The 11153-nt window shown below is 70.6% G+C and carries 10 protein-coding genes and 1 pseudogene; 4 read left to right on the forward strand and 7 right to left on the reverse strand.

What is annotated here, in order from left to right; all coding sequences use genetic code 11:
• Positions 1-6 precede the first annotated feature (6 nt).
• A complete protein-coding gene (locus SPK54_RS11320) occupies positions 7-1908 on the forward strand; it encodes an MFS transporter (protein WP_330948007.1) in 1902 nt (633 codons plus the stop codon).
• 4 nt (positions 1909-1912) lie between these two features.
• Here the strand turns inward: SPK54_RS11320 and SPK54_RS11325 are convergent, their stop codons facing one another.
• The 4 genes and pseudogenes from SPK54_RS11325 to SPK54_RS11340 all read right to left on the reverse strand — a co-directional run bounded on the left by SPK54_RS11325 (position 1913) and on the right by SPK54_RS11340 (position 4899).
• Positions 1913-2815, reverse strand: a complete 903-nt coding sequence (locus tag SPK54_RS11325; protein ID WP_330948008.1) for a hypothetical protein — start codon at positions 2813-2815, stop codon at positions 1913-1915.
• 44 nt (positions 2816-2859) lie between these two features.
• Positions 2860-3786, reverse strand: coding sequence for an NAD(+) diphosphatase (gene nudC / locus SPK54_RS11330; RefSeq protein ID WP_330948009.1), 927 nt, complete (start codon positions 3784-3786; stop codon positions 2860-2862).
• A gap of 11 nt (positions 3787-3797) precedes the next feature.
• Positions 3798-4121: pseudogene (erpA, locus tag SPK54_RS11335) on the reverse strand (iron-sulfur cluster insertion protein ErpA); the annotation flags it as partial.
• 79 nt (positions 4122-4200) lie between these two features.
• Entirely contained in the window at positions 4201-4899 is a 699-nt protein-coding gene (locus SPK54_RS11340; RefSeq protein ID WP_330948010.1) for a DUF6776 family protein, read from the reverse strand.
• A gap of 91 nt (positions 4900-4990) precedes the next feature.
• Between SPK54_RS11340 and SPK54_RS11345 the strand changes: the two genes are divergently transcribed.
• The 3 genes from SPK54_RS11345 to SPK54_RS11355 all read left to right on the forward strand — a co-directional run bounded on the left by SPK54_RS11345 (position 4991) and on the right by SPK54_RS11355 (position 9710).
• Positions 4991-5599 carry a DUF4126 domain-containing protein gene (locus tag SPK54_RS11345; RefSeq protein ID WP_330948011.1) on the forward strand — a complete coding sequence of 203 codons (609 nt, stop codon included), beginning with the start codon at positions 4991-4993 and terminating at the stop codon, positions 5597-5599.
• A gap of 158 nt (positions 5600-5757) precedes the next feature.
• A complete protein-coding gene (locus SPK54_RS11350) occupies positions 5758-7449 on the forward strand; it encodes an EAL domain-containing protein (RefSeq protein ID WP_330948012.1) in 1692 nt (563 codons plus the stop codon).
• On the forward strand, positions 7446-9710 hold the full coding sequence (locus SPK54_RS11355; protein ID WP_330948013.1) for an ATP-binding protein: 2265 nt from the start codon (positions 7446-7448) through the stop codon (positions 9708-9710). The genes SPK54_RS11350 and SPK54_RS11355 overlap by 4 nt, the downstream gene beginning before the upstream one ends.
• Positions 9711-9759: 49 nt before the next feature.
• On the opposite strand, the gene bfr is transcribed toward SPK54_RS11355, so the two are convergent.
• The 3 genes from bfr to queD form a co-directional block, all read right to left on the reverse strand.
• On the reverse strand, positions 9760-10233 hold the full coding sequence (gene bfr / locus SPK54_RS11360; protein ID WP_330948014.1) for a bacterioferritin: 474 nt from the start codon (positions 10231-10233) through the stop codon (positions 9760-9762).
• Between the two features lie 107 nt (positions 10234-10340).
• A complete protein-coding gene (locus SPK54_RS11365; protein ID WP_330948015.1) occupies positions 10341-10544 on the reverse strand; it encodes a (2Fe-2S)-binding protein in 204 nt (67 codons plus the stop codon).
• A gap of 86 nt (positions 10545-10630) precedes the next feature.
• Entirely contained in the window at positions 10631-10984 is a 354-nt protein-coding gene (gene queD, locus SPK54_RS11370; protein ID WP_330948016.1) for a 6-carboxytetrahydropterin synthase QueD, read from the reverse strand.
• Positions 10985-11153: the final 169 nt, after the last annotated feature.

Here is an 11153-nt window from a genome sequence, read left to right on the forward strand (position 1 = left end):
ATACCGATGGCCCATTCGCAATTCGACCTGCTCCGGCAGCGCCGCTTCCTGCCCTACTTCGTGGTGCAGTCGCTGGGCGCGTTCAACGACAACGTGTACCGGCAGGCGATCATCGGCCTGCTGGCTTACATGGCGGTGGGCAGCAGCCAGATGGGGCTGTACGCGAACCTGGCGCCGGCGATCTTCATCCTGCCCTACTTCCTGTTTTCGGCCACCGCCGGGCAGATCGCGGAGAAGCTGGAGAAGCAGCGGTTGATCGTGATCACCACCACAATGGAGATCGCGGTGATGTCGCTGGCGGCGGTGGGCTTCCTGCTGCAGAGCATGCCGATCCTGCTGGTGGCGCTGTTCGGCACCGGCCTGCAATCCACGCTGTTCGGGCCGGTGAAGTATTCGATCCTGCCGTCGGTGCTCAAGCCGGAGGAGTTGACCGGCGGCAACGGGCTGGTGGAGATGGGCACCTCGCTGTCCATCCTGGTGGGCATGATCTTCGGCGGGCTGATCTTCCAGCTGGCCGGCGAGCGCGGGCCTCAGGTGGCGGCGGTGTCGGTGATCCTGATGGCGATTGCCGGCAACCTGGTGGCGCGGCGCATCCCGAAAGTGGATGCGGGCGATCCGTCGCTTGCGGTGAGCTGGAACATCCTGCGCGAGTCCTGGCGCATCTGGCAGCTGACCCGCCGGCAGCTGGCGGTGCGCAACGCGGTGCTGGGGGTGAGCTGGTTCTGGTTCGTGGGCACGGTGCTGACCGCGCAGCTGCCGGTGTACGCGCAGGCCAACCTCGGCGGCACCCAGAACCTCTACATCTTCGCGCTGGCGCTGTTCTCGGTGGGCGTGGGCATCGGCTCGATGTCGTGCGAGAAGCTGTCCGGGCGCACGGTGGAGATCGGCCTGGTGCCGCTGGGCGCGTTCGGCGTCAGCGCCTTCCTGCTCGACCTTTATTTCGCCCGGCCGGGGCAGGCGCTGGCGCACGGGCTGTCGTTGACGCAGTTCATCCACGCACCGGGCAGCTGGCGGATCATGCTGGACCTGACCGGCATCGGGTTGTTCACCGGCTTCTTCGTGGTGCCGTTGTTCGCGCTGATCCAGAGCCGCACGCCGCGCAACGAGCTGGCGCGGGTGATCTCCGGCATGAACATCCAGAACGCGATGTTCATCGTTGCCGCCGCCGTCATCGGGCTGGCGCTGCAGCGCTTCCTAGGCTGGACCATCCCGCAGGTGTTCCTGGCGCTGGCCATCGCCAACACGCTGGTGGCGGTCTGGATCTTCAGCATCGTCCCCGAATTCTTCATGCGCTTCCTGAGCTGGGTGATGGTGCGCACGCTGTACCGGCTGAAGCTGCACGGCATCGAAAAGCACGTGCCGGACGAGGGCGCGGCGCTGCTGGTCTGCAACCACGTGAGCTACATGGACGCGCTGATCCTGTCAGCCTGCATCCCGCGGCCGGCGCGCTTCGTGATGTATTACCGAATCTTCAATATCCCGGTGATGCGCTGGATCTTCCGCACCGCCAAGGCGATCCCGATCGCCGGCGCACGCGAGAACCCCGAGGTGATGCAGCGCGCGTTCGACGCCGTGGACGCCGCGCTGGCCGAGGGCGAGCTGGTCTGCATCTTCCCGGAGGGCGCGTTGACCGGGGACGGCAACATCGCGCCGTTCAAGTCCGGCGTGGAGAAGATCCTCGAACGCGCCGCGGCGCGCGGCCAGCGCGTGCCGGTGGTGCCGCTGGCGCTGAAGAACATGTGGGGCAGCATGTGGAGCAGGCGCGACGGCAGCATGCATCGCCTGCGCATCCCGCGCCGGCTGCGCGCGCATGTCGAAGTGGTGGCCGGTGCGCCGGTGGACGGCGGCATCGCCACCGCGACGCTGCTGGAGACGCAGGTGCGGGCGCTGCGCGGGGACGCGGCCTGAGCCGCTACCCCGCCCACCCCGCCACCACCACCAGCGCCAGCACCGCCAGCCACAGCACAAGCACGCGCCAGGCCAGCCGCATCGCATCGCGCAGCTCCGGCAGTTCGCCGAACGCCTCCACCAGCGCGGTCGAGGCGGGAATGCCGGCGTCGGTGAAATCGGCCACTTCCTCGGCGATCTCGCAGCGCACGCTGGCACGCGCCGCGCTGGCCAGCAGCCGTCCCTGCAGGCCGAACGCGCCCGGCTCGCGCCAGGCGCCGGCCACGCTGTCGAAGTTGCCCACCAGCGCCAGCGCCAGCGCCATCAGCTGCACCACCGGCCATTCCAGCAGCGCCAGCCAGACGCGCGCGCCGTCCAGCGTGCCGGGCGGCATCGCATCGGCGTCATGCGTGGCGGCCTGCGCGCTCAACCGGTAGAGCAGTGCGCCGAACGGGCCCAGCAGGCAGAACCAGAACAGCACCCCGAACCAGCGCCGCAGCGCATTGGTGAACACCGCCTCGACCAGCGAGCCGCCGTCCAGCCGCGGCGACACCCCGGCAGGCCACAGCGCGGCCGCGGCGGCACGACGGCCGGCCGGATCGGCGGCATCCAGGATGGCTTGCACATCCACGTCCAGATCGCGCGGGCCCCAGCACCAGAACAGCACCGCGATGCCCAGCAGCAGCCCCGGCAGGCCCCACAGCGGGTGATGCAATCCGAACTGCAGCAGCGCCATCGGCAGCAGCGGCACCAGCAGCGCCAGCGCGATGCCGTAAGGTCCGCGCCAGAAGCTGCCGGCCGGGAACTGCGCGTTCAACCACTGCAGCCAGCCGCGGAACCAGCCAAACCGGCGCAGCCCGGCCGCGAACGCAGGCGCCAGGTGCCCGACGGCAAGCGCGACGACGACGGCAAGCAGGGTGGCGGTCATGCCCGCAGTGTAGAGCGTGCGGAGCCGACCGAGCGCGCGCCGGGTCAGCGCGGGGCGCGCGCCGCGTCGTGTTCGTCCAGCCAGCAGCGGATGACGTGGCGGGAGATGGACACCGGCGACGACAGCACGATCCCCTCGCCTTCGCCGTCGGCCTCGCGCCAGTCGCACTCCAGGCCGGCGCGCACCTCGTCGGCGCTGAACCAGCGCGCGTCCTCCAGTTCTTCGCTGGCGCGCGGCACGTCGGGCTCGGCGCGGGCGATGAACCCCAGCATCAGCGAGCCGGGGAAGGGCCACGGCTGCGATGCCAGGTAACGCGCCGTGTGCGCATGCACGCGCACGCCGGTTTCCTCCATCACCTCGCGCGCCACCGTCTGCTCCAGCGTTTCGCCGGGCTCGACGAAACCGGCCACCACCGACCAGCGCCGCGCCGGCCAGCCGGCCTGGCGGCCCAGCAGCAGGCGCTCGCCGTCGGTGATGGCGGCGATCACCGCCTGGTCGGTGCGCGGATAGTGCTCGCTGCCGCAGCCATCGCAATGGCCCAGCCAGCCCGCCCGGCGGTAGCGCAGCGCGCCGCCACAGGCCGCGCAGAAGCGATGGCGCTGGCGCCAGTGCTGCACCGCCCGCGCCTGCGCGAACAGGGTGGCCTGCCAGGCCGGCCACTGGGCGGCGGCGCGGCGCAGGTCGATCCGGCCGGGTGCGTCGATGGCGTGCGCGGCGGCGGCCACCGAAAACCATGCCCGCCCTTCGCGCTGGCCCAGGAATACCGCGTCGTCGCCCGGCCCGCCGGCCAGCGCCGCGCCATCCAGCACCAACGGCTGCGCATCCGCATCGGCCAGCGCAAAGCCGGCTTCGTCCAGCGCGATCAGCCCGGCCCGCGGCCACGCGGCCGCCAGCGCGGCCGGGTCATCGCGCAGATGGTCGGCGCGGTCCAGCGCGCCATCGACGAACGCGAACGGCGATGCGGGCCGCATCCCCCCGCCGCTCACACGGTGAAGCTGCTGCCGCAGCCGCAGGTGGTCTTGGCGTTGGGGTTGCGGATCACGAACTGCGCGCCGGCCAGCGACTCGCTGTAGTCGACCTCGGCGCCGGCCAGGTATTGCAGGCTGAGCGGATCGACCAGCAAGGTGGCGCCGTCGGTGACGATGACGATGTCGTCCTCGTTGCGGCCCTCGTCGAATTCGAAGCCGTACTGGAAGCCGGAGCAGCCGCCGCCCTGGATGTAGGCGCGCAGGCTCAGCGAAGCATTGCCCTCTTCGGCCACCAGTTCGCGCACCTTGGCGGCGGCGGCGGCGGTGAAGCGCAGCGGCGCCGGGGGCAGGGACGGCGCGGCCTGGTCGAGTACGGCGATTTCCATGTGCCCAGCATGGGGCGCGCCGGCCGCCGATTCAACCTCCGGCCGGGGCGGTGGCGGCGCTCCAGGTGAACGACTGCTCCACCGGCGCGCCCGAGGCCGGCAGCAGCCGCACCACCACCCGCACCGGGCGGATCCCGCGCGGCAGCACGATGTCGCCCTCGACCTGCTGGAGATAGCGGAACGAATACGCGACGCCGGGCGCGCCGGCCTGCTGGCGCAGCACGTTCCAGTCCAGCCGGCGCATGCTGCCGCCGTCGGTGGCTTCCAGCGCCAGCTGCAGGCGGCCGCTGCTGACCGCGCCGCGGTTGAGGTTCTGGGTCAGGGTGGCGACGAAGTGCCACAGCTGCGGGTCGCGCTGCGGCGCCAGCTTCAGCTCGTGCACCGACAGCCCGCGGCGCTGCCCGGTGGCGCCGACGAAGCGTTCGTAGAAGGCCACGTCGGCGCGCAGGCCGGCGATTTCCTCGTCGCGCTCGGCCAGGGTGGCCTGCAGGTCGGCATTGGCCTGGCGGCTGATCTGGTCGGAACGCGCAAGGATCGCGTTGCGCTGCTCCAGCGCCTCGATCCGGCGGGCCTGCTGGTGCAGCTGCTCGCGGGCGTTGGCGGGCGTCGGCGCGAACGTGCGCCAGGCCCCCCACAGGCCCAGCAGCAGCGCCGCGGCCACCAGCGCCGCCAGCGCTGCGCGCGGATGGCCGGCACCGGACTTGCGCGGCAAGGGCGTTGGCGTCGCCATCGCGGTGATATCGCATCCGCGCCGCGCCTGCGTCAAGCCGGCGCCGCGTATAGACTGCCCCCATCGCAAGCCTGACCGGATATCCGCACGCATGGAGACGGCCCACGTATTCGCGATCGGGGTACTGCTGGCCTGGCTGGCCGGCATCCGCGCGTACCTGACCGTGTTCGGGGTCGGCCTGGCCGGGCTGCTGGGCTGGCTGGACCTGCCGCCGGCATTGCAGGTGGCGCAGTCGCCGTGGGTACTGGGCACCGCCGGCACCCTGGCCGTGGCCGAGTTCCTGGCCGACAAGATCCCCGGCGTGGATTCCACCTGGGACCTGCTGCAGACCCTGATGCGGATCCCCGCCGGCGCGTTCCTGGCGGCGGCCACGCTGTCGCCGGACGGCGAGCTGGGCGCCGGGATGCTGGCCACCGGCGCCGGCGTGGCGCTGGCGAGCCACGTACTGAAGGCGGGGACGCGCGCCGTGCTGAACGGCTCGCCGGAACCTTTCAGCAACTGGATCACCTCGGTGTCCGAGGACGCGCTGGTGATCGGCGCGCTGGCGCTGGCCTTCAGCCATCCGTGGCTGGCGCTGGGGCTGGCGGTCAGCCTGAGCATCGGGCTGGCCGCGCTGGTCTGGTGGCTGTGCCGGAAAGTGCTGCGGGGAATGGCGCGGCTGCGCGATGCCGCGTTCGCGCCGCGCTCCGGCCGCCCGTAGTACCGTTTTGCGTCAGATGTCACACTGCGGGCGTGTTCCACGCCGCCATCCATGTTTGAGAGGAGATCCATGAAGTTGTTCGCCACGGACGCCGCGCCGGCCCTTTCCCGATCGCGCGCCCCCCTGTCGGTCCGCACCGCGGACGCCGGGATCCCCGCATGAGCGCGCATGGCGAGGCTGGCGCGGACGCGGCGCCGTTCCGCGTGCTGATCGTCGAGGATGACCGCAGCCAGGCCATCTTCGCCGAGGCGATCCTGCGCGGCGCCGGCATGCAGGCGGAGGTTGTGGCGATGCCGGAACGGATGATGGAGGCGATGGAGCGCTTCGATCCCGACCTGGTGCTGATGGACCTGCACATCCCCGGCTCCAGCGGTACCGCGCTGACCGCGCAGATCCGCGAGCATCCGCGCTTCGAACACACCCCGGTGGTGTTCCTGACCGGCGACCAGGACCCGGAGCGGCAGGTCGAAGCGTTGGAGCACGGCGGCGACGACTACCTGCTCAAGCCGGTGCGCCCGCGCCACCTGATCGCGGCGGTGCAGAGCCGGGTCAAGCGCGCCCGCGCGCTGGCCAGCAGCCGCATGGCCAGGATGGACGACGACCGCCATCCGGTCACCGGCCTGTACACCCGCCCGGCCCTGATGAAGACGCTGGCCGCGCAGCTGGCCCAGCACACCCCCGGCGGCGCCCTGCTGGTGGAGATGGGCAACGCCGCGGCGCTGCGCAAGCACTACGGCTACGCCGCGTTCGAGAACCTCATCAACGACGCTGGCCGCTACCTCGGCAGCCTGGCGGAAGAGCACATCACCGCCCGCCTGAGCGACAACGCGTTCCTGGTGGTGGTGCGCGGCCTCGACCGCGGCGCGCTCGACGCCTGTGCGCGCAGCCTGCGCGACGGCGTGGGCTACCACGATTTCCAGACCGACGGCGACACCCTCCGGCTGCGCTGCACCATCGGTTACACCAGCTTCGAACACGGCTTCACCGATGCCGGCGCGGTGCTGGCGGCCTGCGAGGAGGCCGCCCGCGAAGCGCAGGGCTCGCCGATCGGCCTGGCCACCTACGTGCCGCCGGATACCGCGGTCTCCAGCGACCTGGCCGACGAGCTGCGCGCCGCGCTGGCGTCCGGCAGCGACGCGCTCTACCTGGCGTTCCAGCCGGTGGTGGCGGTGGCCGGCGGCGACGACGCCCAGTTCCAGGTGCTGGTGCGCATGCACGGCCCCGACGGCAGCGTGCGCCGCGCCGGCGAGTTCCTGTCGGTCGCGCAGTCCGCCGGGCTGATGCCGCAGCTGGACCGCTGGGTGATGGAGCAGGCGCTGGCGCTGCTGCAGAAGCGGCGCGCGGAGAGCCGGCCGATGCGCCTGTTCGTCTCGCAGTCGCCGGGTACGCTGGCGCAGGACAGCTACGTGGGCTGGCTGCTGCAGGCGCTGGAGCGCCACAACGTCGATCCGTCCTCGCTGGTCATCGACCTGCGCCTGGACGACGCGGTGGTGCACGTGGTGCTGCTGCACCAGTTCTGCGAGCAGCTGGTGCCGGCCGGGGTGCAGTTCTGCCTCAGCCAGTTCCGCCGCGGCGAGGACGCCAACCAGCTGCTGCAGGATCTGCCGCTGGGCTACCTGCGCCTGTCCGCCGACTTCGCCCAGCAGCCGCTGCCGCCGGAGCTGCACGACGAGATGCGCGAGGTGATCGAGCGCGCGCACCGGCTCGGCCTGCAGGTGATCGGGCAGGCGGTGGAGGATCCGCAGGCAGCTGCCGCGCTGTGGGTGGGTGGCATTGATTTCATCCAGGGCAACCTGGTGCAGCGCCCGGACCAGGCGCTGGACTTCGATTTCAGGAGCGCGACCTTGTGAGCCTCGACGACGCCCGTGGCCTAAGCCTGTTGACCGCCCGCTGGCTCGCCCTGGGCGCGGCTGGCGGTGCGTCGCTGGCACTGGTGGTTGAGCGTTTCGGGGTGCAAGGCCCGTGGCAGATCATCGCCCTCGTGCTCGCGCTGCTGGCGCTGTTCGCCACCATCACCATGGCCTTCGCGGTCCGCCTGCGCGAACAGCAGCTGGCGCAGCAGGCACAACAGGGCAAGCGCAGCACCGAAGCGATCAGCGAGCTGCAGCGCGAGATCGACCGCCACACCCAGCTCGAGGCGGAGCTGACCCGCGCCAAGCAGGCGGCCGAATCGGCGGTGATGGCCAAGGGCGAGTTCCTCGCCACCATGAGCCACGAAATCCGCACGCCGCTGAACGGCATCATCCCCATGCTCGACCTGCTCTCCAGTTCGCGGCTGGCGCTGGACCAGCAGGAGATCCTGAAGACCGCCACCGCCTCGGCGCAGCAGCTGCTGCGGATCGTCGACGACATCCTCGACTACTCGAAGCTGGAAGCGGACCGGCTGGAGCTGGAAACCACCGGCTTCAACCTGCGCGAGCTGCTGCACAGCGTGATCACCCTGATGGAGCGCCCGGCCGAGGCCAAGGGCCTGCACCTGACCCTGTTCATCGATCCGTCTGTGCGGCTGCCGGTGCGCGGCGACCCGGTGCGGCTGCGCCAGATCCTCAGCAACCTGATCAGCAACGCGATCAAGTTCACCGAGCGCGGCAGCGTCACCGTCAACGTGCGCCGGACCGGCGAAACCGCCGCCCAGCACCAGCTGCGCTTCGAAGTCCAGGACACCGGCATCGGCATCGACGCGGCCACCCGCGAGCGGCTGTTCCAGCCGTTCAGCCAGGCCGACGCCTCGACCACCCGCCTGTACGGCGGCACCGGCCTGGGGCTGGTGATCTCGCAGCGGATCGTCGCGCTGATGGGCGGACGGATCGGGGTGGAATCGCAGCCCGGCATGGGCTCGACCTTCTGGTTCGAAGTCCCGCTGCTGAAGGTGCAGGGCGATATGCCCACCCAGCAGGAAGACCTGCACGGCGGCCGCATCCTGCTGATCACCACCGACCAGCGGCTGCGCATGCGGCTGACCATGCTGCTGCCCAACTGGGGCCTGCGCGTGACCACGGTTGAGAACACCCACGACGCGCTGGAGCGGCTGCGCCAGGCGCGCGCGCAGGGCGAGCCGTGGTCCTACTCGGTGGTGCTGGCGGACCTGTCCAGCATCCGCAGCACCGCGCTGTCGCTGGCCCGCAACATGGAGCGTCGCTCCCAGTTCGGCGACGCCCGCCTGGTCTACCTGCGCGGCGACGAGGTCACCTCGCTGGACCTGCCGCTGTCGGCCACGATCATTCCCCGAAACGTCGAAGACGCCGACCTGCGCGCGGCGCTGTCGGCCTCCGGGGTGTCGTGGTCGCATCACGATCCGCATCCGGCGCCAGCGCCGCGGGCACCCCGCGCGATGCCGCAGCGCAAGACCCGCGTGCTGCTGGTGGAGGACAACCCGGTCAACCTGATGGTGGCGCAGCGGCTGCTGCAGGTGCTGGGCGTGGACTGCGACGCCGCCGGCAACGGCCAGGCCGCGCTGGAGAAGCTCGACGACGGCGACTACGACCTGGTGCTGATGGACTGCCAGATGCCGGTGCTGGACGGCTATGCCGCCACCCGCCGCTGGCGCGAGATCGAGCAGGAGCGCAACCTGGAGCGCCGCCTGCCGATCGTGGCGATGACCGCCAACGCGATGGCCGGCGACCGCCAGAAGTGCCTGGACGCCGGCATGGACGACTATCTGGCCAAGCCGGTGACGCGCGCCGAGCTGGAACAATGCGTGGCGCGCTGGAAGAGCTCCAACCTGGCGGTGCCGGACAGCCTGCCGCCTGCGGCGCAGATGGCCGAGCGGTCGCCGCCGGTGCTGGACAGCGGCGTGCTGGGCGAACTGCGTGAAGTGCTGGGCCCGGAGGTGGACCGCATCGTCACCGTCTACCTGGAGGACGCGCCGCGCCTGATCGCCCAGCTGGAGCGGGCGGTCGCCAGCAACGATCCGATCGCGCTGCGGGTAGCCGCGCACACCCTCAAGTCCTCCAGCGCCAACGTCGGCGCCACCACCCTGTCCGAGGCCGCGCGCGACCTCGAGCACGGCGCCCGCGACGGCACCCTGGCCAATCCCGGCAACGCGGTGGCGCGGATCGTCGGCGAGTTCGCGCAGGTACGGGCGGCCCTGCAGGCCACGCTGCCGCGCTGAGCGGCAATCCGGCTTGCCGCAAGGCGGCGGCAAGCCGGCGGCGTCGCGCTCAGCTGCGGTCGAGTTGCTGCGCCAGGTAGTTCTGTTCGCCCAGGCGTTCGACCAGCGAGAGCTGCGTCTCGATCCAGTCGATGTGCTCCTCCTCGGAATCGAGGATGTCGGCGAACAGCTGGCGGCTGACGTAGTCGGCCACGGTTTCGCAATAGGCGATCGCCTCGCGCAGCAGCGGCACCGCCTCCAGCTCCAGCGCCAGGTCGCAGCGCAGGATCTCCAGCGGCGTCTCGCCGATGCGGATCTTGCCCAGCGCCTGGAAATTGGGCAGGCCGTCGAGGAACAGGATGCGCTCGGACAGCGCATCGGCATGTTTCATCTCGTCGATGGACTCGTGGTGCTCGTGCTCGGCCAGCGCCTTCAGGCCCCAGTTCTTCAGCATCTTGGCGTGCAGGAAGTACTGGTTGATCGCGGTCAGCTCGTTGTAGAGCGCCTTGTTCAGATAACCGATGACCTTGGCATCGCCCTTCATGGCCGCCCTCCTGCGTGGAAAGACGACAATGTAGCGCCTGCGGCGGCGCCAGGGGCGGAACGCGAATCGTCTGCGTTGCCGGGGGCCCCGGTTGGGCGCCGGTGGCCTCAGGCCGCGCGGGCCAGCACCGGCAGCGGCAATGCGCGGCGCGCGCGCGCCTCGTCGATCAGCTCGGCCACCAGCCCAAGGCAGGAGCCGCAGCTGGCGCCCGCGCCGGTCCGCATGGTCATTTCGGACACGCTGTCGCAGCCGGCCTCGGCCGCTTCGCGGATCTGCCGATCCGTCACCCCGTTGCAGATACAGACGTACATCGCGCGCCACCGGTGGGAGCAATGGCGCGATTCAATATCATTTGCGAATGATTGTCAATTAATAAACCGGCGGGCGCTACCGGCGTTCAGCCCCGGTAGCGGCAGCCGGAGGTGCAGGTTTCATGCACCACCACTTCCGACAGCAGCGGCACCCGCGGCTTCATCCGCGCCCAGATCCACTGCGCCAGGCGTTCGCTGGTGGGGTTTTCCAGCCCCTCGATGTCGTTGAGGTAGTGGTGGTCCAGCTGATCGTACAGCGGCATGAATGCCGCCTTGAGCTCGGCGAAGTCCATCACCCAGCCGGTGTGGGGATCGGGCTCGCCTTCGACATGCAGCTCGATCCGGAAAGAATGCCCGTGCAGGCGCGCGCACTTGTGCCCGTCCGGCACGTTCGGCAACCGGTGCGCGGCCTCGAGGGTGAAGCTCTTGAAAATTTCCATGCCGCCATTCTATGCGGTCGGGGCGGAAACCCCGCCCGCAAGGGCGCTTCCCATCCGCGGCCGGGGCGGATGCCGCTGCCGCAAAAAAACGGTTCTTCTCCCAACTGAGGGGAGAGGCGCACGGCCGACCGGGCAGACTTGCTGATGTCTAAGGCAACAAACTGGGGCC

Source organism: Thermomonas sp. LB-4, from assembly GCF_036409385.1.
Taxonomy (GTDB): domain Bacteria; phylum Pseudomonadota; class Gammaproteobacteria; order Xanthomonadales; family Xanthomonadaceae; genus Thermomonas.